Here is a 25,511-nt window from a genome sequence, read left to right as displayed (position 1 = left end):
ATCCCCGTTTCTTCCGCGCCCCCGCCCCGATCCGCGCTGCCGCGCGCCCGGGCGGGCGTGCGGCCACTTCTCCGGAGGCAGAGAACCGATGTGCGGCATTACCGGCTGGGTGTCCTTCACCCAGGATCTGGCCCACCACGTGGACACCGTGGAAGCGATGAACGCCACCATGTCGTGCCGCGGTCCGGACGCCCATGGCGTCTGGACCGGCCGCCACGCCGCCCTGGCGCACAGCCGGCTCGCCATCATCGACCTCGAGGGCGGGCGGCAGCCCATGTCCGCGGCGCTCCCCGACAGCGAGGTCGTCATCACCTACAGCGGGGAGGTCTACAACTATCGGGAACTGCGCGAACTCCTCACCGGTCGCGGGCACACGTGGACGACCCGGAGCGACACCGAGGTGGTGCTGCGCGCCTACCTGGAGTGGGGCGAGGCGTGCGTCGAGAAGCTCGACGGGATGTTCGCCTTCGCGATCTGGGACTCCCGGTCGGAGCGGCTGCTCCTGGTCCGGGACCGTGCCGGGGTCAAGCCGCTGTTCTACCGGCCGACCGCCGACGGCGTCCTGTTCGGTTCGGAGCCCAAGGCCCTGCTCGCCCACCCGGACGCCGACCGGACCGTCGACGCCGACGGTCTGCGCGAGATGTTCCTGTTCACCCGGACTCCGGGACAGGCGATCTGGCGGGGCATGCGCGAAATGCGCCCCGGCACCCTGGTGACCGTCGACCGGACCGGTGTGCGCGAGCGCGTGTACTGGAAGCTGGAGGCGCGCGAGCACACCGACGACCTGGCGACCACGACGTCGCACATCCGGGAGCTCCTGGAGGACATCGCCGCCCGGCAGATGGTCTCGGACGTGCCCCGGTGCGTGCTGCTGTCCGGAGGACTCGACTCCAGCGCACTCACCGCGCTGGCCGCCGCCGGGCTGCGCCGCGACCGCGGGACCGAACGCGTCCGCACCTTCGCGGTGGACTTCGCCGACGGCGCCGAGACGTTCCGGGCGACGGAGTTGCGTGAGACCCAGGACGCGCCGTACATCCGCGAGGTCGTCGCCCACGTGGGCACCGACCACCACGACGTCGTCCTCGACTCGCGCGCCATGGCGGACCAGCAGGTGCGCCGGGCCACCGTCCGCGCCCGCGACCTGCCGGGTGTGCACGGTGACATGGACCTCTCGCTGTACCTGCTGTTCCGCGCCGTGCGGGAGCGATCGACCGTCGCCCTGTCCGGCGAGGCGGCCGACGAACTCTTCGGCGGTTACCTGTGGTTCCACCACCCCGCCGCCCAACAGGCCGAGACCTTCCCCTGGACGGCCATCTTCGGGGACGCCGAGCAGGAGGCGCTCAAGCTGCTGCGTCCCGAGGTCAGGGAGCGGCTGCGGCTGGTCGAGTACGCGCAGGACCGTTACGCGGACGCCGTCGCGGAGGTGCCACGGCTGCCCGGGGAGGACGGTCTGGAGGCGCGGATGCGCCGGATCAGCTATCTCAACCTCACGCGGTGGATGCCGTCGCTGCTCGAACGCAAGGACCGGATGAGCATGGCCAACGGCCTGGAGGTCCGGGTGCCCTTCTGCGATCACCGGCTGACCGAGTACGTGTTCAACACACCGTGGAGTCTCAAGACCTTCGACGGCCGGGAGAAGAGCCTGCTCAGGGCCGCTGTCCGGGACGTGCTGCCGGCGTCCGTGGCCGAGCGCAGGAAGAGCCCCTACCCGTCCACTCAGGACCCGTTCTACCAGCATGCGCTCCAGCAGCAGGCCAAGCAGGTGGCCGCGGAGTCGAACAGCACGCTCTTCTCGCTGGTGAGCGATGAGTGGCTGGCCCGCGCCGTGGCCACGGACCCTTCCCGGATGGACATTTCCGTCCGGCACGGTCTGGAGCGGGTGCTGGAACTGGCCACCTGGATCGACCTGTACGGACCCGACATCACGATCGACTGATTCCCGCCGAGCGCCACAGCGACGGGCCCGGTGCGCGAGAAGCGCACCGGGCCCGTCCGTGTCGGGGGGAGAGCAGGCTCCATGGGCCGGGAACGGAACCAGGACGCCCCGCACGCCCCGCCGCCCCGCCACCCGACCGTCTCGCGGCGAGTTGGCGAGTCGGCGAGTCGGCGGGGCGTGCGGGGCTGCGGAGCGTGCGGGGGCCAGGACGTACAGTGTGACCACGGCGGCCGTAGGGCTCAGCCGGAAGCGGCAGGCTCCGCGGTACGCGGGCGCAGGACTCGCATCATGGGGCGCTCGACGCCCCTGTACAGCGCCCAGGCCAGCACTGAGCACACCGCGAGGTAGAGCAGGAAGACCGCCAGCCCCAGCCACATAGGGGCGGCCGCCTCCGGCGACGGCAGCAGTCCCAGCTCGTGCAGCCAGCCGCGCAGATGGACACCGGTCCACATCAGGAACACCAGCTGCACCATGTACAGCGCGAACGAGATCTCCCCGAGGAACACCATCGCGCGGCCGCGCAGTGGCGTCCACCGGCCCGTGACGTCCGCCTGCGCCAGCGCCGCGATCAGCAGCGCGAAGGGTACGAAGGTGACCGCCACGCGCTGCAGCGGTTCGGGCGCGTACGTGCCCAGCCAGATGGAGCCGACGGCCAGGACGAGGGCCACCGGCACGCCGGGGCCCCGCCACAGGCCGCGGCGCACCAGGCAGGCGAGCGCGATGCCGCAGACGAACTCGGCGAGCCGCATGAGCGGGAAGACGTAGACGAACCAGTACATGAACGGTCCGCCGATGGACTCGGTGGAAATGCTCTCGGCACCGCCCGGGTGCTTGAGCGTGAAGACACTGGACGCCAGGTACGGCACCACGAACACGGCCACCGCGCACAGGCCGGCCACCCAGCGCAACGTGAGCGCCCGGGCCGATGCCATGGCGGCATACAGGGCCGGGAAGGCGAAGTAGAAGAAGGCTTCACAACTCAGCGACCACGCGACGGGGTTGAGCCCGTAGGACACGGACTGGTCCGGCACCCACGACTGGACCAGGAACAGATGGGTCAGGACCAGCTGCCAGCCGGGCAGCGCGTCCGTGGTGGTCGCGATCCACACGATCGCCAGGAGGGTGGTGGCGAAGAAGACGGGATAGATCTTGGCGAAGCGCCGCTGCCAGAACCTCCGGGCGGTGTCGGCCGGCTTGCGTGACCACGCGAGGACGAATCCGCTGAGGATGAAGAAGCAGCTCACGCCCACGAATCCGGTCCCGAACACCGCGTGCAGCGCGGTGTCCAGCGAGGAGAGGTCGGTAGAGCCCGCAGGTGTGCTCAGCATGAGCTTCCCGGCGTGCTCCCCGAACACCAGGAGTGCCGCCCACCACCGCAGCCCGGTCAGCGAGTCCAGTCTGGAGGGGCCGCCCGCGTCGGCCGTGGCGCCGGTGGGCCCCTGTTCCACGGTGGCGGTGGCGGCCGGTGCCGGGATCTCCGCCGGACGGGACGGGACGGGGGACGCCGTACTTGTCGCACCCATGCTCATATCCCGGATCCGGACGTCGCCTGCTGGAAGGCCGCGACGGCCTTGCCCACGAAGGCGGAACGGTTCTCCTGAACCCACCGGCTGGACCGCCGCGGACCGTCCAGCCGCCCGTCGAAGTGCGGGGCCACATAGCGCGCGAGGAGCTCGAAACTGTGCCGGGTCCGCTCGCGCGATGCCCAGTCGTTCACGGCGACGAGCAGCCTGCCGAAACCGCCGGTCCGCTCCACCAGCCGCTCCACGGCCTCGACGCAGTCGTCGACCGATCCGACGATCGCGGCGCCGGACTCGACCATCGCCGCGATCTCCTCGCCGGCGGGGACTCCGGGGAAGTCGACGGGCAGACCCAAGGTGTCCCGGAAGTACCCGTAGGCGAAACGCTGGAAGCCCTCGCGGACGTCGGCGTACGCCTGCTTGGTGGTCTCGGCCACATGCACCGGAAGGACGATCCGCCAGTCGCTGCGGCACATGGCGCTTCCGACCTCCGCCGCGGCCGTCTCGGCGTGCGCCCACTGGGCCGCCAGGTCGATCGGGGGCGCACCGGGCACGGGCGCGCCGAACGACAGGGGGCTGAGTGCGTACCGTCCGGCGAGGCGCATGCTGACCGGCGACGAGGCGCTGGATATGGCCACTTCCAGATCCCGCGAGTACGGCGTCAGATGCAGCCGCGCGTCGCGAAGTGTGAACCAGTCGGTGGAGCGGGTCACCGTCTCCCCGGCCAGCAAGGGCCGGATGACCTCAAGCGCCTCCGCGGTCATACGGCGGGTGTCGACCGCCTCGACTCCAATCATGTGGGCGTCCGCGGGGGACGACCCCGAACCGACACCGAACATGACCCGTCCGCGGGTCATGTGGTCGAGCTGGACGATGCGGGACGCCGCGTGGAACGGGTGGTGGTACGGCAGGCTCACCACGCCGGTCCCCAGACGTATGTGACGCGTGCGTTCGGCCGCCGCCGCCAGGAAGACCTCCGGCGAGCTGATGGTGCCCCACCCTCCGGAGTGGTGCTCGCCGACCCAGACCTCGTCGAGGCCGAGGTCGTCGAGCCAGGAGATCAGGTCGAGATCGCGCCACATCTGCAGGTCGGGGGCCTCGCCCGGCGGGTGCAGTGGCGAGATGAACGCGCCGAAGCCTACGGCGGCGGGGGATGCGGGCATACGTGTCTCCCTGAAGCATGACGGAAGGTTCGGGCGGACCGGCCGGCCGCGGGCCGCGGGTGCCGGCCGGGGTACGGGCCGTCGGCAGGAGCGGGCAGAGGGGGCCGCGGAGGTCCGTCCTGATGGTGGTGCGGCCACTCCCTCGCTCCGACCGGGCGCACCATCACCTTCCGCGTCGGGCACGTGTGCGGGCAATGCCCATCGCAGGTAGCCGAAGCGCGGTCCCTGCCCTACTCGATCGGCCAGCCCGTACGGGTCTTGGGCGGACAGCGGGGCTCCACGAGGGTGAACGCTGTCCGTCGAGGCGGCCTTCACGCGGGGTGCCGTTAAACGACATGCGTTGCATAGACAACCATCGTCGCCTATCGTTGAGGCCATGCGAATCGAGATCTGGGCAGACGTCGTCTGCGCGTGGGCGTACATCGGCAAGCGCCGCCTGGAGCGCGCGATCGCGGATCGCGACGACGTCGAGGTGGTCTGGCGGCCGTTCCGCATAGACCCGAGCGCCCCCTCCATGGCTGTCCCGATGGACGAGGCCATGCGCGACCCGCTCATGGACGAGGCGCTGCGCGCCTGCGCGCCCGGCCTCAGCCCGGCCGAGAACCGGGTGCGGATCTCGCAGCTCGCGGCCGCCGAGGGGCTCGGCCCCTGGCAGGGTGCCAGTTGGCGCGCCAGCAGCCACGACGCCCACCGGCTCCTCGCGCTGGCACACGAGCACGCCGGTCCGGGGGTGCAGGACACGGTGGCCGAAGGCCTGATGCACGCCTACTTCATCGAGGGGCTGGACATCAGCGACCGGGCGGTCCTGTGTGCCGTCGCCCTGCGGGCCGGGTTCCGCGAGGGGCCGGACCTGCTGGAGACGGACGCCGGTGAACTGCTCGTCCGCGAACTGCTGTTGCAGGGCAAGGCGCGCAAGGTGCGCACGTCACCCTCCTTCGTCGTGGGCAACCAGGCGCTCGCTGGCGCGCAGTCGTCCGAGGCGATCGGGGACTTCCTGGCCGGAATCGGCCCGCAGCCCGACGTACCGGCCGAGGTGAGCCGTATGCGCTGGGCGGAGTCGCTGATGGAGGAGCGGGACCCGCTCGGCGCGGTCACCCTGCTGCGGCCGCTGCTGGCGGACTTCGCCGACGACCCCGGCGTGCGGATCCTCGCGGCCCGCGCCTACTTCGGCTCCGCCCAGCTGAATCGCGCGCGAACGATGCTGGAACCGCTCGTGGAGCAGCGGCCGGACGACTCCTACGTGCGCCTGCTGTACGGGCGAACGCTCCAGCGGCTGGGGCTGGAGGTCCAGGCCCGGCCGCACCTCCGTCTCGCCGTGGCGGCGAGCGACTGAAACCGTCCGAGCAGCCTGGGATCTGGCGTCCCGTCAGGTCCCTGCGGTCCAGGGGAAAGAACGAGAGAGCCGACAGGTGACCAAGCAGGACCGGGCGGCACTGACTCGTGCCGCCCTCATCGAGGCGGCTGCCGAGGAGTTCGAGCGCGACGGTTACGCGGGGGTTTCGCTGGGGCGGGTCTCGCATGCTGCCGGGCTGTCGAACGGGGCGCTGACCTTTCACTTCCGCTCCAAGGCCGATCTGGCGGACGCGGTGGTGGACAGCGCGCTGGGAGCGGTCCAGGCATCGGTCGGTGAGGCACTGTCAGCTGCGCGGACGCCGCTCGACCAGCTCTCCGGGGTGGTCACGGGTATCACGTGCATGCTCCACAAGAACGTGGTGGTGCGCGCGGCCGCCCGCCTGGAACTGGACCAGTCGACCGGTCTGAAGCGCTGGTCCGGCGTCTGGCATCCGCTCGTGCGGCGACTCGCCGAGGACGCCTCCCGGGCCGGCGAGCTGCCCCCCGGCGCGCGTCCGGAGGACGTCTCGGCACTGGCGGTCCTGTTCATCCGCGCGGTCGCTCTCCACACACGAGATCACTGCGCACCCCTCGAGGACTCAGGTGATCAGAAGGACGGCCACGAGTCCCTGGCTCAGCACCTCCGCCTGTGGGCCCTCGCCCGTCGCGGCTTGGTGTCCGCTTCCCCGCCCTCCCTCAAACCACCCGCCCCGCCCTGACGGCGGCCGAGCGGCACTCGCCCAGGATCCCGGCAATGTGCTGGTTGCCGACCGGGGCTGGCCCGCAGAAGAACCGTCCGGCCCGGGCGCCGCGCTGCGGTGAGTCCGAAGGCCGGCACTCACCGCTGTGAGAACTCCCGAGCGTGCCGCTGACCAGGGGTGCGGGAAAGCCGCGGGTGCAGCGTGGGAAACGATCTCCACTGTGACGTGATAGGCCCTGGCCAGCGTATTCCGTCGGTGCCCCCAGACAGCGATGCGGCCCCCGCGGTGACGGAAGTCACCGCGGGGGCCGCGTTCTTTTCCCTGGCCCTTGTGAGGCATCGCACAGCTCGCGGCGGGCGTGCGCCGTCCCGGTCCGTGAGATAGCTCACGGGCGGCGGGACGCCGCCTCGTCAGGCCGGTTCCGGGGTGTCGCCCAGGGGCCGTCCGGTGCCGAAGCGGGCCCGTACGACGGGGCCGCCGAGGAGGTGGTCCGGGTAGCCGGGGCGCGCGGTCACGTCCCGCTGGCCCAGGGGCTCGCCGCAGTGGGAGCAGACGACCCGGGCCTCGGTGTCGTGGCCGCAGGGCGTGTGGCGCAGGACGACCGGGGCGCCCGCGTCGCCGGCCGGCCAGCGGTCGCCCCAGGCGCTGAGCGCGGTGAGCACGCCGAAGAAGTCGCGGCCCTTGTCCGTCAGCAGGTACGCGTGCCGGACCAGCTCGCTCTGGTACGCCCGCCGTTCGACCAGGCCCTCGGCCTCCAGGCGGCGCAGCCGGTCGGTGAGGGTGTTGCGGGCGATGCCCAGGGTGGGGGTGAAACCGTCGAAACGGGACTCGCCGTAGAAGAGTTCGCGCAGCACCAGCAGGGTCCACGCGTCGCCCAGGAGGCCGGCGGCGCGGGCGATCGAGCAGGGCCGGTCGCCGAACGAGGTGCGCCGCATGGCATCCGCTGTAGGGCGGTGCTTCCGGTCGGTCTCATGATGAGACCGACCGGGAGGCCGCGGGGGCGGCCAAGGGATCGACAGGGCATTGATCAGGGCATTGACCAGGGCATTCACTCGGCCGGGGCCCGGCCGGGTCACTCGTGTGTCCCCGCCCGGTCCACCGCCCGGCGGCGCAGGGAGACGGCCGCGGGGACGACCGCGGAGACCACGGCGAGCAGCGCGCAGGCGGCGGCCGTCGTGCCCACGGCCCGCCACGGGAGGGCGGGAGCGGGCGGAGCCGACTGCAGGGCGAGGGCGGCCACCACCCCCGCCAGGTTGACGCCGGCGACCAGCAGGCCGAGCAGGGCGCCCGCCGCCGCGACCGTCAGCGCCTCGGCCCCGGTCAGCCGCAGCAGCTGCCACCGCGTGGCCCCGGCCAGCCGCAGTACGGCCAGGTCCCGCACACGGTCGGACTGTCCCATGGCCGTCGTGTTGGCCACGGAGATGCCGGTGTACAGCAGCGCGATGCCGAGGACCAGCAGGAGTCCGAGGCGGGTGGTGCGGTCGGTGCCGGGGTGCGAGGCGCGCAGCCAGGCGTCCCGGGTGAGGACCCGGCCGGTGCCGGCCGAGGCGCGCAGGGCGTCGGCGACGGCCCGCGGGTCCGCGCCCGGGGTCAGGGCCACGTCGACCCGGTCGACCGGGGCGCCCGGGGCGTTGCGCGGGGTGACGTACGCGCCGTTGCCGCCCGTGCCGGTGGTCATGACCGCGGCGATCCGCAGGGTCCGCCGGGTTCCGTCGCCGAGCCAGACCCGGACCCGTTCGCCCACCCGGTGCCGCCGCCACTCCTCGTTGACGACGATCGAGTCGTCGTCGAGGTCGGCCGGCCGGCCCGCGGCGAGGGGCAGGCGCGCGGTGGCGGCCAGGGCGGCGGTGTCCGCGGCCCGGGCCTCGGAGCGGACCAGGGCCGCACCGTCCTCCAGGACGTGCACGGCCGTGGAGGAGGAGGGCGACACCACGGTGCCCGGCACCGCCCGCAGCCTTCGCAGGGTCGCCGCGTCGAAGCCGGTGCCGTCCGCCGGTGTCACGACGAACGCGGCGGTGGTGCGTTCCCGCGCCTCGGCCGCCTCGGCCCGGTCCAGGGTCGCGGTTGTGCCGAGGAGGGACCCGGCGAGGGCGACCGTGACCAGGACGGGAGCCGCGAGCGCGGCGGTACGGCGGGCCCCGGCGGCGGTGTTCTCGCGCACCAGCAGGGCGCAGACGCCGGGCAGCCGGGTGAGCAGCCCCACCAGGGGGCGCACCAGCGGCGGGGACAGCAGCGCGGCCGCCGTGATCAGCAGCATGGGGCGGCTGACGTAGGTCTTGCGGTGGAGCAGGTCGCCCGGGTCGCCGGTCAGGGACAGGACGAGGGTGACGGCGGCGGTGAGCAGCAGGGCCGTACCGCAGAGCAGACGGCCCCGGGGGATCCCGCCGCGGTCCGCCGAGGCCGTGCGCAGGGCCTCGGCGGGGGCCGTGCGCCCCGCCCGCCAGGCGGCCGCCGCCGCCCCGCACAGCGCGACGAGCAGACCCGTCCAGAACGCCGCGTGGTACGGCCAGACGTGCTGCCCGACGGTGAACCAGTCCGGTGCCAGGTCCTGTTGGACCAGCCGGGCGGCCAACAGCGGCGCGGCGCAGGAGCCCAGGGCGCAGCCGGTGGCGGAGGCGAGGGCGCCGACGGCCAGGGCCTCGGCCAGGACGGTCCGCCGGATCTGGCCGGGGGTGGCCCCGGCCGTGCGCAGCAGCGCGAACTCCCGGCGCCGCCGGTCCACCGCGAAGGCGAAGGTCGACGCCACGACGAAGACCGACACGAAGGCGGCGACCCCGCCCGCGGTGCCGAACAGGGCGTGCAGGGCGGTGAGTTCCTCGCGGTCCCGCTCCCGCCCGGGGTCCGCGAGCCGGCGGGCGGCCCCGGTGAGGACCCGGACGTCACCGCCCACCGCCTCCCGCACGGCCGCCGGGGCCGCCTCAATTCCCAGCCGGTGGACGCCGCCGGCGGGGCGGTCCGTCACCACGGGCCCCAGCTGCCGCAGCCGGGCGACGGTCGCGGCGGGGATCGGGCGCGGGTGGGCGAGCCGGGCCGTGCGCTCGCCGGCCGGGGTCGGCACGCGCAGGGTGTCCTGGCTCGTCACGACGACCGGTGCGGCGGCGAACCGCCCGGGCCCGCGCTCCGGGGCGGACGCCGAGGAGGCCAGGGCCAGGCCCATGACGGTGAGCAGGGCCACGCCCAGGGCGAGCGCGACGAAGCCGCCCGTGAAGGCGGTGCGGCGGGTGCGCAGGCCGCGCAGGGCGACGCTCAGCACGGGACGGCCTCCAGGCGGATCATGCGCGCGGCGACGGTGGCGGCGTCGGCGCCGGTCAGCTCCCCGCCGACCCGGCCGTCGGCGAGGAAGAGCACGCGGTCGGCGCAGGCGGCGGCCACCGGGTCGTGCGTGACCATGACGACCGTCCGGCCCGTCCGGTCGACCATGCCGCGCAGCAGCCCAAGCACCTCGTGGCCGGTGCGGGTGTCCAGCGCGCCCGTCGGCTCGTCGCCGAACAGCACCGCCGGGCGGGTCACCAACGCCCGCGCCAGGGCGACGCGTTGCTGCTGGCCGCCGGAGAGCTCCCCGGGTCTGTGCCGCGCCCGGCCGGCGAGTCCGACCTGCTCCAGCGCCTCGCGGACCCGGGCCTTGGCGACGCGGCGGCCCGCCAGGCGCAGGGGCAGGGCCACGTTCTGCTCGGCGGTCAGGGCGGGCAGCAGGTTGAACGCCTGGAAGACGAACCCGATCCGCTCGCGGCGCAGCAGCGTCAGCCGCCGCTCGCTCAGTCCCGTGAGTTCGGTGCCGTCCACGGTGACCGAGCCGGAGTCCGGCCGGTCCAGGCCCGCCGCGCACTGCAGCAGGGTCGACTTGCCGGAGCCGGACGGGCCCATGACGGCGGTGAAACTCCCGGCGGGCAGCGCCAGCGACACCCGGTCGAGGGCGGTCACCGCCCCGTACGCCCTGGTGACCGAGTCGAGCCGGACGGCGTCGTGCGTCATGGGTCCCCCTCGTGCCGGTGGCACCCGCCGGTGCGGTGCCCCCTCGTGCCGGTGGCACCCGCCGGTGCGGCTGTCACCCCGTGTCGGTGTCGCCTCCACGAAACCGGGCGGGAGCGGTCCGGCGCAGTGCGGCGGGACCCACAACCGGGGTAGGGCCAGGCCTACCCCCGGACCTCCGACCACGCCCATGGCCGGGTCCGGGCCGGGCTCCTACGGTGATCCCCATGCAGCCTTCGAACGTGTGGCAGGCCCTGGCCCGCCCCGGCTACCCGCTGTCGGCGTGGCCCTGGCGGGCGGCCGGTTACCTGCTCACCGGCGCGCTCACCGGGGCCGTCGTCCTCGTGGGGATCGCGCTGTCGGCGGTGACCGGCGGCGTGCTGGCGCTCGCGCTGGTGGGGATCCCGCTGCTGCTCGCCACGGTCCTGGCGGGCCTGCCCGTGGCGGCGGTGGAACGGCTGCGGCTGAAGCTGGTCGATGCCGAGCCGGCGCCCGACCCGCACGAGCCGCCCGGCGCGCCGGGGTTGCGGGCGTGGCTGGCGACACGGCTGCGGGAGCGGGCCACCTGGCGCGAGCTCGGCCACGCGCTGCTGTTCGCGGGCCTGCTGTGGCCGGTGGACGCCTTGCTGCTCACCGTCGGGCTGCTGGCGCCGCTGTCCGTGGCCCTGACGCCGCTGCTGCTGCTCGTCTCCGGCGAGGCGAAGGTGCTCAAGCTGTGGCTGGTCACCGGCTGGCCGGCGGCCTTCGGCTGGGCGGTCCTCGGGCTGCTCCTGCTGGCCCTCGGCGGCTATCTGCTGGGCGTGGCGGCCGGGGCCCGGGCCGGTCTGGCCCGGCTGCTGGTCGCGCCGCGGGAGGCGGGCCTGGGGGCGCGGGTCGTCGAACTGGCCCGCTCCCGGGCGCGGTTGGTGGACGCCTTCGAGACGGAGCGGCGGCGCATCGAACGCGATCTGCACGACGGCGCCCAGCAACGGCTCGTCGCCCTGACGATGACGCTGGGCCTGGCCCGTCTCGACGCCCCGCCCGGCCCCCTCGCCGACCAGCTGGCCGCGGCGCACGAGCAGGCCGGCGCGGCCCTCGCGGAGCTGCGCGAACTCATCCACGGCATCCACCCCAAGGTGCTCGCCGACTACGGTCTCGAAGCCGCCGTCTTCGACGCCGCCGAGCGCTCGGCGGTGCCCGTGGACGTCGACCTGGAGCTGCCCGGGCGCTTCTCCCCGGCCGTCGAGGCCGCCGCCTACTTCGTGGTGTGCGAGGCGCTCGCCAACGTGGCCCGGCACAGCGGGGCGAGCCGGGCGGAGGTCGGCGGCGGGCACCGCGACGGCCGGCTGTCGCTGCGGATCCGCGACGACGGACGCGGCGGCGCGCGGGCCGGCCCGGGCAGCGGGCTGACCGGTCTCGCCGACCGGGTGGCGGTGCTCGATGGCAGACTCTTCCTGTCCAGCCCGCCCGGCGGACCGACCGTGCTGTGTGTGGAGATCCCCTGTGACCCTGCGCGTTGACCGCCCGCTGCGGGTCGTCCTGGCCGAGGACGGCGTGCTGCTGCGGGACGGGCTCGTCGGGCTGCTCGGCCGGTTCGGGCACGAGGTCGCCGCCGCGGTGGGCGACGCCGGGGCCCTGGTCGCCGCCGTCGGGGAGCACGACCCGGACGTGGTCGTCACGGACGTGCGGATGCCGCCGGGCTTCCAGGACGAGGGCCTGCACGCGGCCGTGCGGCTGCGCCGGGAACGGCCCACGCTGCCCGTGCTGGTCCTCAGCCAGTACGTGCAGCGCCGGTACGCCGCCGAGCTGCTCGACACGGGGGACGGCACGGGCGTCGGCTACCTGCTGAAGGACCGGATCGGCCAGGTCGAGGAGTTCGTCACGGCGCTCGGCGCGGTGGCCGGCGGCGGCACGGTCGTCGACCCCGAGGTGGTACGGCAGTTGCTGCGCCGCCGCCGCGACCCGCTGGAGCGGCTCACCTCGCGCGAACGGGAGGTGCTGGCGCTGATCGCCGAGGGCCGGTCCAACGGCGCGATCGCCCGCCGCCTGGTCGTCTCCGAGGCGGCCGTCGGAAAGCACGTCTCCGGCATCCTCACCAAGCTGGACCTGCCCCCGGCCGAGGACACCCACCGCAGGGTGCTGGCGGTGCTGGCGTACCTGCGCGCGTAGGAGCTGCCCCCGAGGGCACCCGACTGGCCGCGCGTTGTGGAAAAACCGGCGACTTGGTTTCATTGCGTCGCCATTCAGAGCCCTGCAGGGGAGCCACGGGTGACCAAACAGGACCGGGCCGTCCGGACCCGTCGTGCGCTGATCCGTTCGGCGGCCGAGCAGTTCGAGGCCCGCGGGTACGACCGGGCCAGCCTGGCGGAGATCAGCGCGGGCGCCGGCGTCAGCTCCGGCGCGCTGCACTTCCACTTCGCCAACAAGGCCGCCGTGGCCGACGCCGTCGAGCAGGCGGCCGCCCGTGCCCTGCGCCGGGCGGCGCTCGCGGGACGGGGCGGCGACGGGTGCGCCCTGCAGCGCCTCGTGGACGTCACGCACCGGGTCGCCCGGCTGCTCCGCGCCGACGTCGTGGTCCGGGCGGGGTTACGGCTCAACGCCGAGGCGGGCGGCGCGCGGACGCGTGACCTGCGCCGGGAGTGGCGGGCGTGCGTGCACGGCCTGCTCGACGAGGCGGAGCGCGGGGGCGAACTCGCCGCCGGGACACCGCCCCACCGCACCGCCGCCGTCCTCCTCGCGGCGACGACCGGCATCGAGGTGCTGGCCCGGGACGACCACGGCTGGCTCGCCCGGCCCTCCCTCACCGACCTGTGGCACCTGCTGCTGCCCTGCGTGGCCGCACCGCACCTCGCGGGCGTCCTGGACGCGGCGGGACGCGAGCCGGACCAGCGGGCCCCGGAGGCGGACCCGGTCCCGGGCGCGGCACGCCGGGAGCCGGCCGCGGCGCCGCTCGCCCTGCGGTAGCGGTCTCCCCGGCAGCCCTTCCCCGGCGGGCACGCCGGGGAGAACGGTGACCAAAACAAACCGGTTGCCAAGTTTTTCCGGCGTCCGGATCGCACGATGGTCTCCCAGCCCCGGGACCAAGGAGCGATGAGTCATGGCACCACAGGCCTGCCCCTTCCTGACGATCGACCCGTCCGGCCGGAACCTCTACGACGAGATAGCCCGGATCCGCGCCCAGGGCCCGGCCGTGGAGGTGGAACTGCCGGGTGGCGTACGGGCGTGGTGGATCAACGGCCTGGAGCTGAACAAGCGGCTCCTGGCCGGACCCGAGACCAGCAAGGACGCCTATCAGCACTGGCCGGCCTGGATCAACGGGGACGTCTCCCGCACCTGGCCGCTGGCCATCTGGGTCTCCGTGCGCAACATGGTCACCGCCTACGGCGCCGACCACAGCCGGCTGCGCAAGCCGATGGCCGCCGCCTTCACCAAACGCCGCGTCGACGCGCTGCTGCCGCGCGTCCAGGAGATCGTCGACCGGGCCCTGGACGGCCTGGAGCGGCTCCCGGAGGGCCAGGTCGTCGACCTGCGGGCGGCGTTCGCGGCTCCGGTGCCGCACGAGGTGGTGTGCGAGCTGTTCGGCGTACCGCACGGCGAGGACGGTCCGCGCCGGGCCCTCTACCGCATCATCAGCCGCTTCTTCGACACCGCGATCTCCCTGGAGGACGCCCAGGCCAACGCGGTCGACCTCTACGCCACGCTGACCGCGTTCCTGCGGCACAAGCGCGCCCACCCGGCCGACGACCTCACGACGGCCCTCATCGCCGCCCGCGACGAAGGCAGCCTGAGCGAACAGGAGTTGATGGACAACCTCATCCTGCTGCTCACCGCGGGCTTCGAGACCACCGTCAACCTCATCGACAACACCGTGCACAGCCTGCTCGCCCACCCCGAGCAACTGGACCTCGTCCGCTCCGGCCGGGTGACCTGGGAGGACGCCCTGGAGGAGTCGCTGCGCCACGAGGCGCCGGGCGCCATGTCGGGCCTGCGCTACGCCGTGGAGGACATCGAGATCGAGCCGGGTCTCACCATCCCCAAGGGCGACCCGGTCGTCGTCTCCTTCGCCGGTGCGGGGCGCGACCCCGAGCGGCACGGGCCCGACGCCGACCGGTTCGACGTCACGCGCGCGACCAGCCGCGACCACGTGTCCTTCGGGCACGGCGTGCACCACTGCCTGGGCCGGCCCCTGGCGATGGCCGAGGCGACGGTGGCGCTGACGTCCCTGTTCGAACGGTTCCCGCGGCTGGCCCTGGCCGATCCGGCGCGCCCGCCCAGGCGGCTGCGCTCCATCATCTCCACGGGCCACGAGGAGTTGCCGGTGCTGCTGCACGGACGCCACGACGGCCCGCGCCCGGAGGAGGAGGCGGCGGTCAGGAAGCCGTCCGGCCCGCGAGGAACGAGCGGTACCAGGGTGCCGCGCGCGTGAACGCGGCCGCGAAGCCGTCCCCGGGCGAGCAGTCGAGGTCCTTCCAGAACGCGTCGTCCACGAACCAGTGGTCGACCGTGAGCATGCCGAGGTGGTGGCGGGCGAGCGGTGAACCGGCGGCCCTGTCCAGGGCGGTGGCGACGTCCACCGCCGCACCGCCGCCGGCCACGCCCAGGTGCTCGCGCACGGCGCCCAGCAGTTCGGGGACCGGCACCGGCTCGGGGTGGCCGACGTAGTGGGCGCCGCCGCCGTGCGCCGGGGACAGCGCCGCGGCCGCGACCGCGCGGCCCAGGGTGGTGACGTCGATCATCGAGTGCAGCGCCGTGCAGCCGGTCGGCGTCGCCCCCAACTCGGCCAGCAGCCAGGCGAGTCCGGGGACGACCCAGCGGTCGCCCTCGCCGTGGACGAGGTGCGGCCGCAGCACCAGGCCGCCCGCGTCCAGGACGTGCCGTTCGGCGGCGGCCCGGGTGCGGCTGGTGGCCGACGCGGGCGCGACGGGGACCTCCCCGGGGCGTACGCCGCGGAAGGGGCCCCGGCCGTGGACGGCGGCCGTGCTCACGTACACGATCCGGCCCACTCCGGCGCGCACGGCCTCCTCGACCAGGGCCCGGGTGCCGTGGTCGTTGACGGCCTCGACGGTGGCGGAGTCGCCGCTGATCCGCGAGGCGCAGTGCACCAGGACGTCGACGCCGGAGCAGGCGCCGCGCAGGGAAGGCGGGTCGCACAGGTCGCCGCGCACGGTGCCGGCCCCGTGCGGGTCCCGCCGGGACAGCAGCCGTACGCGCACGCCGGGACGTTCGCGGGCCGCGGCCGCCACCCGGCTGCCGACGAAACCGCTTCCGCCCGTGACCAGGAAGGTGACCGTCACGGCAGGGACCGTACCGGCCCGGGCCGGGCGCAGGTGAGGTCGGCGGTGAAGACCGGTTCGCCGTCCTGCCGCCCGGCCACCCGGACGGTCACCTCCGCCGGGTTCTCGTCGAGCACCTCGGTCTCCAGGCGGCAGGGGCTGTGCAGTTCGGCGTACCGGGCGAAGGAGGCCGTCAGCACGCGCGGCAGGAAGGGGCGCAGGCCGGTCGCGGCGGTCGCGGCCTGCCGGGCCGCCTCGAACAGGACCATGCCGGGCACGTGGTCGTTGGGGCGGGGGAAGAGGACGGGATGGCCGGTGTCCACGCGCAGGTGCCAGACTCCGGGCCGGTCGCCGGGGGCGAGGACGACGTCCTCGGCGCGGGCCCGGCCGGCGAGCTCCGGGGCGATGCCGGGCAGCAGCGGCACGGGCGTGTCCACGGCGGCCAACTGCCGCCCCCGCAGGCGCCGGTAGGCCCGCGGCGAGGTGCAGCCGGTGCTGCCGGTGCCGCGCGCGACGAAGCGGCCCGCCCGGTGGAACTCCATCGTGGTCCGCATGCCGGCCAGGCCCCGGCCACGGCGGCGTATCTCGGAGCAGACGACGTCGACGACGACCGGCTCGGCGGCGTCCGCCAGCAGCAGCGCCGCGGGCTCGGTGAGGACCGTGAGGTCCCACATGACGAAGTGGGTGTCGGCGGGGGCCCCGAACTCGGCGTGCGCGAGCACCATCGAGGCCTGCCGCAACGTTTCGCCCACGACCATCGGGTCCTGGTGGATCCCGTCCACGGGGCCGAAGAAGCGGTGGGCGGCCGGCCAGTGCGCGACGAACCGGAAGCGGGTGTCGGAGATCCGCCTCCACCGGGCGGGGAAGACGTCGCTTCCCGTGGTGCGGTGGGCGAGTTCCTTCGTGACGGTCGTGTATGGCGCGTTCTCGACGACCGCCGCGGTTCCGTTTGCCGGGCGGCCCTCTCGTCCGGTCTGATCGTCCGTGAGCGCGCTCGAAAGTCCTGTCCGCGGCATGAGAACCCCCAGGATCGGCTGCCTGGCAGCGGTCGACGTTTGACTAAGATACGGACGAGCCGGTTTTTTTCAAAGGGTGAACCACGCCGCTGGGACAGGCTCTCGAGCCCTCCGCGCACAACGAGTTGACAGGGATCGACGCAGATCAGGAGGCACCCGATGGCGCGACAGGAGCGCGCGATCCGCACCCGGCGGACCATCCTGGAGGCGGCCGCGGCCGTCTTCGACGAACGCGGCTACACCTCGGCGACCATCGGGGAGATCCTGGACCGGGCCGGCGTCACCAAGGGCGCGCTGTACTTCCACTTCGGCTCCAAGGAGGAGCTGGCGATCGGGGTGTTCGAGGAACAGCTCGCGATCACGCTCCCGCCGCAGACCTGCAAGCTCCAGGAGCTCGTCGACTCCGGGCTGGTGCTGGCCCGCCGGCTGCGGTTCGAGCCGTTGGTGCGCGCCAGTGTGGGGCTCGCCCTGGACCAGGGCGCCATGGACCTCGACCGCACACCGGCCTTCCAGATGTGGATCGACCGGAACGTGCAGCGGCTGGGCGAGGCGAAGGCACAGGGCGAACTGCTGCCGCACGTCGACGTGGCCGAGACGGCCGAGCTGCTGGTCGGCAGCTTCTCCGGGGTGCAGCTGCTGTCCCAGCTGCGCTGCCAGCGGCAGGACCTGGAGCGCCGTGTCGTGGTGATGTTCGAGCACTTCCTGCCGAGCATCGCCGTCCCCGCGGTGCTGGCCCGCCTGGACATCTCGGTGGACCGCGCGGAGCGGGTGCTGGCACAGGGCCGGGCGGAGGAGCGGGGACCGGAGCATGAGCGGGTGCCGGTGCGGGAGCAGGCGGCCGGGCAGGAAGCGGCAGGGCAGGGAGGGGCCGGGCAGGAGGGGGCGGCTGTGCCGGAGCGGGCGTCCTCGGGGGCGTAGGCCGGGCTCCCCGCGGGTGGTGCGGTGGTGCGTGCGGTGATCGGTGTCCCGGAGGGTGCCGGTGTGAGCGGGCGCGCGGGTCGTCCACCGCTGTGGGACGGTTGCCGGCCCTCTGGCGGTGGTCGCGGCTCCGGAGTTGTCCACAGGGTCTGACGCGTTCCGGCCGCCGGTTGTACCGTCGGCACGAGTTGATGTTCGTGCGCGTACGGGGGAGGCGGCCGGGATGACCGGAACAGCGGCAGGCAAGAGCGGCGGGGACGGGACGGCGCCCAGGCTGCCCCGGGTGCGCGGATTCGCGGAGTGGCCCGACGCGGGCACGCCCAGGGACGAGGGCAAGGCGCTGCGCGAGCGCGTCCCGCGCAGCGCGCACGCCACGTTCGACCCGGACCCCTCCCGGCCCGACGCGGTGAGCGCGGTCGAGGAGTCGGGCCGCGGCCGGCTGCCCGAGCTCACTCCTCTGCGGGTGGGCCGCATGGCCGCCACCCCGTTCACCTTCCTGCGCGGCGCGGCCGGCCTCATGGCGTACGACCTGGCCCGCACCCCCGTGACCCGGATCGGGGCCCAGATCTGCGGCGACGCCCACACGGCCAACTTCGGCCTGTACGGCGACGCGCGCGGCGGCCTGGTCATCGACCTCAACGACTTCGACGAGACGGTGCACGGCCCCTGGGAATGGGACCTCAAGCGCCTGGTGACCTCCCTGGTGCTGGCCGGCCGGGAGGCGGGCGCGGACGAGCACACCTGCCGCACGGCGGCCCACGACACGGCGGGCGCCTACCGCCGCACCATGCGGCTGCTGGCGAAGCTCCCGGTCCTGGACGCGTGGAACGCCATCGCGGACGAGGAGCTCGTCTCCCACACGGACGCCCACGACCTGCTCGGCACGCTGGAGCGGGTCTCGGAGAAGGCCCGCCTCAACACCAGCGGGCGCTTCGCGGCCAAGTCGACCGAGGCCACGGAGGACGGCGGCCGCCGCTTCGTCGACGCCCCGCCGGTGCTGCGACGCGTCCCGGACGAGGAGGCGGCGGCGGTGGCGGCGTCCCTGGAGGCGTACGTCGACACCCTGCCGGAGGACCGCCTGCCCCTGCTCGCCCGGTACGCGGTGCACGACGTGGCGTTCCGCGTCGTCGGCACCGGCAGCGTCGGCACCCGGTCCTACGTCGTGCTCCTGCTGGACCACCGGGGTGAGCCGCTCGTGCTCCAGGTGAAGGAGGCGCGGGCGTCGGCGCTGGTGCCGCACCTGGTGACGGCCGGCTTCGAGCCGCCCGCGGCGGACCACGAGGGCCGCCGCGTGGTGCTCGGCCAGAAGCGCATGCAGGTCGTCAGCGACAATCTGCTCGGCTGGACGACGGTCGACGGACGCCCCTACCAGGTACGCCAGTTCCGCAACCGCAAGGGCAGCGTCGACCCGGCCGCCCTGGCCGCCGACCAGCTGGACGACTACGGCCGCATGACGGGCGCCCTGCTGGCCAGGGCCCACGCCCACAGCGCCGACCCCCGGCTCATCGCCGGGTACTGCGGCAAGAACGAGGAGCTGGACGAGGCCATGGCGGCCTTCGCCGTGGCCTACGCCGACCGCACGGAGGCGGACCACGCGGATCTGGTGGCGGCGGTGCGCGCGGGGAAGGTCGCGGCGGAGACCGGCGTGTGACGCGCGGCGGGCGGGGGCGCGGGTCCGGTCCGGCCGTGGCCTAGGCTGGTCGGGTGACGACCCCGGAAGCTGAGCAGGGTGGTGGCGGCGCCGGTGAGGAACGGGTGACGCCCGAGGACGAGGCGGCGCGGCCCGAGGCACGGCTGGAGCGGGCCGTGCGGGCCGCCGAGCAGGCGCTGATCGAGTACGAGATCGCGGTGGAGACCTTCCGGGTGGAGGTCGAGAACTTCTCCCGGCTCCACGAGCAGAAGCTCGGCCCGCTCTACGCCCGGCTGGAGGAGCTGGACGCCCGGATCCTGGAGGCCCGGGCCGCCCGCAGCGGCGACCCCGAGGACCGCCGCCGGGCGGAGGAGGCCCGCGCCCGGCTCGCGCCGATCCCCGGCGTGGAGGAACTGCTGCACGGCTGGATGGACGACAGCGGCCTGTTCCCCGAGGCCGTGGCCATGCTGACGGACCAGGCGGTCCGGCCCCCGCGGCGCGTCCGCCCCAGCGAGGAGGCCCGCAAGCTCTACCGCGACCTCGCCCGCAAGGCCCACCCGGACCTCGCCCAGGAGGAGAAGGAGCGTGAGCGGCGCGAGGAGTTCATCACCCGCGTCAACGCCGCCTACGCCCGTGGCGACGAGGCGGAGCTGCGCGAGCTCGCCGAGGAGTGGGCCAAGGGGCCCGAGCTGAAGCGGGGCCCGAGCCGTGCCGAGGAGCTGTACGCCCGCCTCGAATGGCTCGCCCAGCGCAAGGAGCTGCTGGCCGTGCTCGCCAGGGAGCTGGAGGACAGCGCCATAGGCCACATGCTCCAGCTGGCCCCGGACGACCCGGACCGCCTCCTGGACGAGATCGGGCAGCAGCTGCTCACGCAGGTCGGTGAGCGCGAGACGGAGCTGGCCGCGCTGCTCGGCGACGGCACGGGCTGATCGGCCCCCGGGCCGCCCGGGGGCCGAATTCGGGTAGCGTCGGAGGTATGAGTTTCGGAGCTGGTGTGCCCACCGTCGCGGTCGCGGACCTCAAGGACGGCGACTTCCTGCTGGACGTCCGGGAGGACGACGAGTGGAAGGCGGGTCACGCCGAAGGGGCGCTGCACATCCCCCTCAGCGAGTTCGTCGCCCGGTACGGCGAGCTGACCGAGGCCGCCCCGCAGGACGGCCGGGTGCATGTGATCTGCCGCTCCGGCGGCCGCAGTGCCCAGGTCACGATGTACCTGGCGCAGCAGGGCGTCGACGCGGTGAACGTCGACGGCGGCATGCAGGTGTGGGAGGCGGCGGGCCGCCCCGTCGTGACCGACGACGGACAGCCCGGGTTCGTCCTCTAGTCCGGTAGTCCGGCCCCAGGACTTCTGGGACCTCCAGGGCGTGCAGGACGTCCGGGGCCCGCACGGCCTCCTGGGCCCGTGCGCGGCCGCGGACGCCGCCGGGGCGGTCAGGCCAGGGGATGCGTCGCCAGCAGATCGCCCAGGGTCTCCTCGTGCGCGGACGCCGGGCCGAGGGACAGTTCCAGGTGCTTGGCCCAGGCGTGGTAGCGGTGCAGCGGGTAGTCGACGTCGGCGCCGAAACCGCCGTGCAGGTGCTGCGCGGTCTGCACGACCCGGCGCACGCCCTCCGCCGCCCACATCTTGGCGACGGCCACGTCACCGGTGGCGGGCAGCGCGCCCGGCGCTCCCGAGGCGATCCGCCACGCCGCCTGCCACAGCGTGGCCTCCATCGCGCGCAGGTCGATGTAGCGGTCGGCCGCCTGCACGGCGACGGCCTGGAAGGTCGCGAGGGGGTGCCCGAACTGCTCCCGCGCGCCCGTGTACTCCGCGGTCATCCCCAGCACCCGCTCCCCGAGTCCGAGCGCCAGCGCGCACGTCCCCGTGGCCAGCAGGTCCCGCAGCCCCTCCCACGCTCCGTCGGCGCCGATCACGTCCCGGTCGGCGAGCCGCGCCGACTCCAGCCGCAGCTCGCCGAGCCGCTCGCCGCTGGTGGAGAACTGCTCGGCCAGGACGACGCCCTCGTGCCCGCGGGGGACCAGGGCCAGCACGGTCCGGCCGGTCCCGGTGCGCGCGGGGACCAGCGTGACGTCCGCGTCGTGGGCCCACGGCACCGCCGTCTGCACACCGTCCAGCACCCACGCCCCGCCGTCCCGCCGGGCGGTCACGGCCTGCTCGGCCGGGTCGTGGCCGGTGCGGCCGTGCGCGGCGACGGTGAGCACGGTCTCGCCCCGGGCGACCCCGGGGAGCAGGGCGGACCTGGTCCGCGCACCGCCGTGGGCCTGCACGGTGGCCGCGGCCGCGCTGCTCTCCAGCAGCGGCACCCGGGCCAGCACCCGCGCCGACTCGCGCAGCACCAGGCAGAGCGCGACGGCGTCCAGGCCCGACCCGCCGTGCCGCTCGTCGAGCAGCAGGCCCAGCAGGTCCGCGCGGGCGAGCCGGGCCCACAGCTCACGGTCGTACGTCTCGGCGACGGCGCCCGGGGTGAGGGCCGGGCTGGGCACGGCGTCGGGAGCGACGCCGGCGAACACCCCCTTCGCCGCCTCGGCCGCCGCCTGCTGCTCCTCGGAGAAGGTGAAGTCCACGGTGCCTGTCCTTCCGGCGGTCCGTTATCTGACGGGGCGTCAAGATAGAACAGGTTCTAGAAGAAGGGAATGGGCGTACGGGCGGGCGCCGTAGGGTGTCACTCCGGCGGACGACCGGCCCGGGCGCCTGTGGATAACCTGCGGGGGTCCCCCGTGGACCAGGGGACCGCGGACCCGGGGAGGCGCGGGGGCCCGTACGGCGACCTCCGGGGTGTGGCGACGGCCACGGCCCGCACCGGTCGGAAGGGGCTGTGCGGGGGTGGGCGGCCTGAGTACCGTGCCGGTGCCGGGGATCGCGCGGTGGCGCGCGTGCGGTGCGACGCCCTCGCGGCCGGGCGGACGGAACGACGGACCGGGATCGTGGAACGGGGCGGAATGGACCAGTACGACGAGGGCTCGACCGCCCGGAACGGCCCGGGCGCGCCGACCCCACCGGGCCGTGCCGCCCGGCCCGACGAGCCCGGCTCGCGGACCGGTGGTTCCGGCTCGCGGTCCGACGAGTCCGGCTCGCGGTCCGGTGAACCCGCCCCGCGGGCCGGTGGTTCCGGCTCGCCGCCCAACGAGCCCGGCTCGCGGGCCGGTGGTTCCGGTTCGCGATCCGGTGAGTCCGGCTCGCGGCCCGACGGGCCTGGCTCGCGGCCCGGTGAGCCCGGACCGCTCCCGGCATCCGGTTTGACCCCGGCGCCGGGTCCGACCCCGGGGCCAGGTCCGACCGTGCCCCCGGCGCCCCCTCCGACCCCCGCGCCCGGTCCGCTCCCGGCATCCGGTCCGACTCCGGCGCCAGGTCCGACCCCGGCGCCAGGTCCGACCGCGCCCCCGGCGCCAGGTCCGACTCCGGCGCCCGGTCCGACCCCCGCGCCCGCTCCGGCTCCGGCATCCGCTCCGCCCGGCGAGCCCCGTGCCGGGATCGCCGGGCTCTCGCTGCGCTACCGGATCGTCGTCGCGCTCGCCCTCGCGGTCGTCGCGGCCGGGGTCTGCGTGCACCTCGGGATGACGTTCCTGCACGTCGCGCCGGCGAACACCGTCACCAAGGAGCACGGCGAGGCGGTGGACGAGTGGATCTACCCGGAGTTCGAGCAGAACTGGAAGCTGTTCGCCCCCAACCCGCTGCAGCAGAACATCTCGGTCCAGGTCCGGGCCTCGGTGCGCGGCACGGACGGCATGACCCTGACCAGCGGCTGGTACGACCTGTCCGCCGAGGACGGCCGGGCGATCGACGGCAACCCGCTGCCCAGCCACACCCGGCAGAACGAGCTGCGCCGCGCCTGGGACTTCTTCGTCGCCACCCACGACAGCCGGAACCGCCCGGTGGGGATGCGTGGCGCGCTCTCCGAGGCGTACCTGCGGCGGATAGCGGTCCTGCGCCTGGACCGCAACGACGCGGTGCGGGCCACGACCGGGGGCGGCGGTGTCCTGGAACGGGTGCAGGTGCGCTCGCGCACCAGTAACGTGCCCCCGCCGGAGTGGAGCCGCGAGAAGGTCTCCACGACGCCCTCCTACCGTGAGCTGCCGTGGTGGAAGGTGCCGCGCGACGAGGCCCTGGGAGGCGTGCGGTGAACCGCTACTCCCTGGCGCTCTCACAGGGTATCGCCCGCGTCACCGAGGCCGCCCTGGGCCCCCACCAGACCGCCGTCGTCCGCATCGGCTTCAGCGCCACCTGGCTGCTGTTCCTGCTCCGCGAGTTCCCCCACCGCCAGGAGCTCTACGGTCCCGACGGCCCCTGGAGCCGGGACCTCGCCGAGCAGCTGATCGGCACGAACGGCGCCTTCACCGCCCTGATGTGGTTCGACGGCCGCGTCTGGTTCGAGGCCGTCTACGCGCTGGCGGTCCTCACCAGCGCCCTGCTGCTGCTGGGCTGGCGCACCCGCACCATGTCGGTGCTGTTCATGGCCGGCGTGCTGTCGCTGCAGAACCGCAGTGTCTTCATGGGCGACGGCGGCGACAACGTACTGCACCTGATGTCGATCTACCTGGTGTTCACGCGCTGCGCCCAGGTGTGGTCACTGGACGCCCGGCGGGCCGCGCGGGACCGCGCGGCCCGGGCCCGCGGCGAGCGGGTCACCGACCGGACCGGACCGGTCCTGTGGGCGGTGCTCGGGTGCGTGCTGCTCGCGGTGACCCTGGCGGGCCGGATGCAGGGCGACTGGCTGATCCCGGCCCTGCTGTGGACCGTGTGGGCGGCGCAGGCCCTGTGGTGGTTGGTCGGCCGCCGCACCCGCTCGGACGAGCCGCGGATCGCGCTCGACGTCGTCGCGAACGTCGTGCACAACGGCGCGCTGCTCGTGATCATGGCCGAGGCGTGCCTGATCTACGCGACGGCGGGCTGGTACAAGATCCAGGGCTCCCGCTGGCAGGACGGCACCGCCGTCTACTACCCGCTCCACCTGGAGTCCTTCTCGCCCTGGCCCGCCCTCGCGGACCTGCTGTCCGCCAGCGGCACGCTCGTGATGCTCATGACCTACGGGACCGTCCTGGTCCAGGTCGCCTTCCCGTTCACGCTGTTCAACCGGCGGGTGAAGAACGTCCTGCTGGCCGTCATGATCACCGAGCACGCCGTGATCGCCGTCGTGCTCGGCCTGCCGTTCTTCTCGCTCGCGATGATCGCGGCGGACGCGGTGTTCCTGTCGACGGCGTTCCTGCGCCGCCTGGGCGGCCGGACGGCCCGCGCGCGGGACCGCGTGCTGCGCCGCCCCGAGCGCCCGCGGCTGCCCGGGCAGCGCGGCCGGGAGAGCCCCGAGGTCACGCACGTAGGCTTCGGGGCATGACCGATCCCGTCGCCGACTGGCACCGGCTCGCCGCGACCACCGTCCTGCTCGACGGCTTCCACGCCCTCAAGCACGCCCTGCGGTTCGGCGCCGAGGTGCCGGTGGCGGTCACCGCCGACCGGGCGGCCGCGCTCGCCCTGGCGGACGAGCTGGCCCCGGACGTGCGGGACGCCCTGGCCGCGCTGCTGACCGAGGTCCCGCACGGGACGTACACCTCGCTCGTGCCGCGCCCGCACCCGACGGCCGTGGCCGCCCTGGCGGTACGGCCTCCGCGCGCGTCCAACCTGGCGCGGCTGGCCCACACGCCGCGCACGGCTCCGGTCGTGGTCCTCGACGACCCCCGCAACCTCGGTAACGCGGGCGCGGTGATCCGCCTGGCCGCCGGTTTCGGAGCGACGGGCGTGGTGACGACCGGGACGGTCGACCCCTGGCACCCGGCGGTCGTGCGCGGCGGGGCGGGCCTGCACTTCGCGACGGCGGTGGAACGCCTGACCGTGGCGGAACTGCCCTCCGGCCCGCTGTTCGCCCTCGACCCGGAGGGCGACGACATCCGGGGCGTCAAGCTCCCGGACGACGCCGTCCTCGCGTTCGGCTCGGAGCGCGCGGGCCTGTCGGCGCACCTGCGCGCGCGTGCGGACCACCTGCTGTCCCTGCCGATGCGCCCCCAGGTCAGCAGCTACAACCTGGCGACCAGTGTGGCGATGACCCTCTACCACTGGAGTTGTGGCGGGGCGTAGGGGCTCG

General features: G+C 74.4%; 22 protein-coding genes. 14 read left to right on the top strand and 8 right to left on the bottom strand.

The window, feature by feature from the left end; all coding sequences use genetic code 11:
• The first annotated feature begins 88 nt into the window (after nucleotides 1-88).
• Entirely contained in the window at nucleotides 89-1,936 is a 1,848-nt protein-coding gene (gene asnB, locus AC07DA_RS34820; protein WP_479132246.1) for an asparagine synthase (glutamine-hydrolyzing), read from the top strand.
• Between the two features lie 239 nt (nucleotides 1,937-2,175).
• Here asnB and AC07DA_RS34815 read toward each other — a convergent pair whose 3' ends face one another.
• Together AC07DA_RS34815 and AC07DA_RS34810 are read right to left on the bottom strand one after the other, a co-directional pair.
• On the bottom strand, nucleotides 2,176-3,459 hold the full coding sequence (locus tag AC07DA_RS34815) for an acyltransferase family protein (RefSeq protein ID WP_479132245.1): 1,284 nt from the start codon (nucleotides 3,457-3,459) through the stop codon (nucleotides 2,176-2,178).
• A gap of 2 nt (nucleotides 3,460-3,461) precedes the next feature.
• Nucleotides 3,462-4,619 (bottom strand): LLM class flavin-dependent oxidoreductase, encoded by a 1,158-nt coding sequence (locus AC07DA_RS34810; RefSeq protein ID WP_479132243.1) that lies wholly within the window; start codon nucleotides 4,617-4,619, stop codon nucleotides 3,462-3,464.
• Between the two features lie 376 nt (nucleotides 4,620-4,995).
• Between AC07DA_RS34810 and AC07DA_RS34805 the strand changes: the two genes are divergently transcribed.
• Together AC07DA_RS34805 and AC07DA_RS34800 are read left to right on the top strand one after the other, a co-directional pair.
• Nucleotides 4,996-5,952: a DsbA family protein gene (locus tag AC07DA_RS34805; protein WP_479132242.1), complete on the top strand. Its 957-nt coding sequence runs from the start codon at nucleotides 4,996-4,998 to the stop codon at nucleotides 5,950-5,952.
• A gap of 76 nt (nucleotides 5,953-6,028) precedes the next feature.
• Nucleotides 6,029-6,670 (top strand): TetR family transcriptional regulator, encoded by a 642-nt coding sequence (locus AC07DA_RS34800; RefSeq protein WP_479132241.1) that lies wholly within the window; start codon nucleotides 6,029-6,031, stop codon nucleotides 6,668-6,670.
• 392 nt (nucleotides 6,671-7,062) lie between these two features.
• Here the strand turns inward: AC07DA_RS34800 and AC07DA_RS34795 are convergent, their stop codons facing one another.
• From AC07DA_RS34795 to AC07DA_RS34785, 3 genes are all read right to left on the bottom strand, one after another.
• The gene (locus AC07DA_RS34795) at nucleotides 7,063-7,587 is read right to left on the bottom strand and encodes a winged helix-turn-helix transcriptional regulator (RefSeq protein WP_479132240.1); all 525 of its coding nucleotides are present in this window, start codon (nucleotides 7,585-7,587) and stop codon (nucleotides 7,063-7,065) included.
• 137 nt (nucleotides 7,588-7,724) lie between these two features.
• On the bottom strand, nucleotides 7,725-9,905 hold the full coding sequence (locus AC07DA_RS34790; RefSeq protein ID WP_479132239.1) for an FtsX-like permease family protein: 2,181 nt from the start codon (nucleotides 9,903-9,905) through the stop codon (nucleotides 7,725-7,727).
• Nucleotides 9,899-10,624: an ABC transporter ATP-binding protein gene (locus AC07DA_RS34785; protein ID WP_479132238.1), complete on the bottom strand. Its 726-nt coding sequence runs from the start codon at nucleotides 10,622-10,624 to the stop codon at nucleotides 9,899-9,901. The genes AC07DA_RS34790 and AC07DA_RS34785 overlap by 7 nt, the downstream gene beginning before the upstream one ends.
• A gap of 224 nt (nucleotides 10,625-10,848) precedes the next feature.
• Between AC07DA_RS34785 and AC07DA_RS34780 the strand changes: the two genes are divergently transcribed.
• From AC07DA_RS34780 to AC07DA_RS34765, 4 genes are all read left to right on the top strand, one after another.
• Entirely contained in the window at nucleotides 10,849-12,120 is a 1,272-nt protein-coding gene (locus AC07DA_RS34780) for a sensor histidine kinase (protein ID WP_479132237.1), read from the top strand.
• Nucleotides 12,110-12,769, top strand: a complete 660-nt coding sequence (locus AC07DA_RS34775; RefSeq protein ID WP_479132257.1) for a response regulator — start codon at nucleotides 12,110-12,112, stop codon at nucleotides 12,767-12,769. The genes AC07DA_RS34780 and AC07DA_RS34775 overlap by 11 nt, the downstream gene beginning before the upstream one ends.
• 99 nt (nucleotides 12,770-12,868) lie before the next feature.
• Nucleotides 12,869-13,564, top strand: coding sequence for a ScbR family autoregulator-binding transcription factor (locus tag AC07DA_RS34770; RefSeq protein ID WP_479132236.1), 696 nt, complete (start codon nucleotides 12,869-12,871; stop codon nucleotides 13,562-13,564).
• A 133-nt stretch (nucleotides 13,565-13,697) separates the two neighbouring features.
• Nucleotides 13,698-15,026, top strand: a complete 1,329-nt coding sequence (locus AC07DA_RS34765; RefSeq protein ID WP_479132235.1) for a cytochrome P450 family protein — start codon at nucleotides 13,698-13,700, stop codon at nucleotides 15,024-15,026.
• On the opposite strand, the gene AC07DA_RS34760 is transcribed toward AC07DA_RS34765, so the two are convergent.
• Nucleotides 14,971-15,894: an NAD-dependent epimerase/dehydratase family protein gene (locus AC07DA_RS34760; RefSeq protein ID WP_479132234.1), complete on the bottom strand. Its 924-nt coding sequence runs from the start codon at nucleotides 15,892-15,894 to the stop codon at nucleotides 14,971-14,973. The genes AC07DA_RS34765 and AC07DA_RS34760 overlap by 56 nt on opposite strands.
• Nucleotides 15,891-16,889: a ScbA/BarX family gamma-butyrolactone biosynthesis protein gene (locus tag AC07DA_RS34755; protein ID WP_479132233.1), complete on the bottom strand. Its 999-nt coding sequence runs from the start codon at nucleotides 16,887-16,889 to the stop codon at nucleotides 15,891-15,893. Before AC07DA_RS34755 ends, AC07DA_RS34760 begins: the two co-directional genes overlap by 4 nt.
• A 159-nt stretch (nucleotides 16,890-17,048) precedes the next feature.
• Here AC07DA_RS34755 and AC07DA_RS34750 point away from each other — a divergent pair, with 159 nt between their 5' ends.
• The 4 genes from AC07DA_RS34750 to AC07DA_RS34735 all read left to right on the top strand — a co-directional run bounded on the left by AC07DA_RS34750 (nucleotide 17,049) and on the right by AC07DA_RS34735 (nucleotide 20,761).
• Nucleotides 17,049-17,807, top strand: a complete 759-nt coding sequence (locus AC07DA_RS34750) for a ScbR family autoregulator-binding transcription factor (protein ID WP_479132231.1) — start codon at nucleotides 17,049-17,051, stop codon at nucleotides 17,805-17,807.
• A 223-nt stretch (nucleotides 17,808-18,030) separates the two neighbouring features.
• Nucleotides 18,031-19,458, top strand: coding sequence for a DUF2252 domain-containing protein (locus AC07DA_RS34745; RefSeq protein ID WP_479132230.1), 1,428 nt, complete (start codon nucleotides 18,031-18,033; stop codon nucleotides 19,456-19,458).
• 53 nt (nucleotides 19,459-19,511) lie between these two features.
• Entirely contained in the window at nucleotides 19,512-20,366 is an 855-nt protein-coding gene (locus AC07DA_RS34740) for a hypothetical protein (RefSeq protein ID WP_479132229.1), read from the top strand.
• 65 nt (nucleotides 20,367-20,431) lie between these two features.
• Nucleotides 20,432-20,761 (top strand): rhodanese-like domain-containing protein, encoded by a 330-nt coding sequence (locus AC07DA_RS34735; RefSeq protein ID WP_479132256.1) that lies wholly within the window; start codon nucleotides 20,432-20,434, stop codon nucleotides 20,759-20,761.
• 107 nt (nucleotides 20,762-20,868) lie between these two features.
• On the opposite strand, the gene AC07DA_RS34730 is transcribed toward AC07DA_RS34735, so the two are convergent.
• Nucleotides 20,869-22,002 (bottom strand): acyl-CoA dehydrogenase family protein, encoded by a 1,134-nt coding sequence (locus tag AC07DA_RS34730; RefSeq protein WP_479132227.1) that lies wholly within the window; start codon nucleotides 22,000-22,002, stop codon nucleotides 20,869-20,871.
• A 672-nt stretch (nucleotides 22,003-22,674) separates the two neighbouring features.
• Between AC07DA_RS34730 and AC07DA_RS34725 the strand changes: the two genes are divergently transcribed.
• From AC07DA_RS34725 to AC07DA_RS34715, 3 genes are read left to right on the top strand one after another with little or no spacing between them, the layout of a single operon-like run.
• On the top strand, nucleotides 22,675-23,559 hold the full coding sequence (locus AC07DA_RS34725; RefSeq protein ID WP_479132226.1) for a DUF5819 family protein: 885 nt from the start codon (nucleotides 22,675-22,677) through the stop codon (nucleotides 23,557-23,559).
• Nucleotides 23,556-24,767, top strand: a complete 1,212-nt coding sequence (locus tag AC07DA_RS34720) for an HTTM domain-containing protein (protein WP_479132225.1) — start codon at nucleotides 23,556-23,558, stop codon at nucleotides 24,765-24,767. The genes AC07DA_RS34725 and AC07DA_RS34720 overlap by 4 nt, the downstream gene beginning before the upstream one ends.
• The gene (locus tag AC07DA_RS34715) at nucleotides 24,764-25,504 is read left to right on the top strand and encodes a TrmH family RNA methyltransferase (RefSeq protein WP_479132224.1); all 741 of its coding nucleotides are present in this window, start codon (nucleotides 24,764-24,766) and stop codon (nucleotides 25,502-25,504) included. The genes AC07DA_RS34720 and AC07DA_RS34715 overlap by 4 nt, the downstream gene beginning before the upstream one ends.
• Nucleotides 25,505-25,511: the final 7 nt, after the last annotated feature.

The organism is Streptomyces sp. NPDC044921 (assembly GCF_056432865.1).
This window is presented reverse-complemented; position numbering and strand designations above follow the sequence as displayed.

What these genes read in the sequence shown, in the direction of transcription:
- asnB (WP_479132246.1), top strand. Translation starts at nt 89, where the DNA reads ATGTGCGGCATTACCGGCTGGGTGTCCTTCACCCAGGATCTGGCCCAC.
- AC07DA_RS34815 (WP_479132245.1), bottom strand. Translation starts at nt 3,459, where the DNA reads ATGGGTGCGACAAGTACGGCGTCCCCCGTCCCGTCCCGTCCGGCGGAG.
- AC07DA_RS34810 (WP_479132243.1), bottom strand. Translation starts at nt 4,619, where the DNA reads ATGCCCGCATCCCCCGCCGCCGTAGGCTTCGGCGCGTTCATCTCGCCA.
- AC07DA_RS34805 (WP_479132242.1), top strand. Translation starts at nt 4,996, where the DNA reads ATGCGAATCGAGATCTGGGCAGACGTCGTCTGCGCGTGGGCGTACATC.
- AC07DA_RS34795 (WP_479132240.1), bottom strand. Translation starts at nt 7,587, where the DNA reads ATGCGGCGCACCTCGTTCGGCGACCGGCCCTGCTCGATCGCCCGCGCC.
- AC07DA_RS34785 (WP_479132238.1), bottom strand. Translation starts at nt 10,624, where the DNA reads ATGACGCACGACGCCGTCCGGCTCGACTCGGTCACCAGGGCGTACGGG.
- AC07DA_RS34780 (WP_479132237.1), top strand. Translation starts at nt 10,849, where the DNA reads ATGCAGCCTTCGAACGTGTGGCAGGCCCTGGCCCGCCCCGGCTACCCG.
- AC07DA_RS34765 (WP_479132235.1), top strand. Translation starts at nt 13,698, where the DNA reads ATGGCACCACAGGCCTGCCCCTTCCTGACGATCGACCCGTCCGGCCGG.
- AC07DA_RS34755 (WP_479132233.1), bottom strand. Translation starts at nt 16,889, where the DNA reads ATGCCGCGGACAGGACTTTCGAGCGCGCTCACGGACGATCAGACCGGA.
- AC07DA_RS34750 (WP_479132231.1), top strand. Translation starts at nt 17,049, where the DNA reads ATGGCGCGACAGGAGCGCGCGATCCGCACCCGGCGGACCATCCTGGAG.
- AC07DA_RS34745 (WP_479132230.1), top strand. Translation starts at nt 18,031, where the DNA reads ATGACCGGAACAGCGGCAGGCAAGAGCGGCGGGGACGGGACGGCGCCC.
- AC07DA_RS34715 (WP_479132224.1), top strand. Translation starts at nt 24,764, where the DNA reads ATGACCGATCCCGTCGCCGACTGGCACCGGCTCGCCGCGACCACCGTC.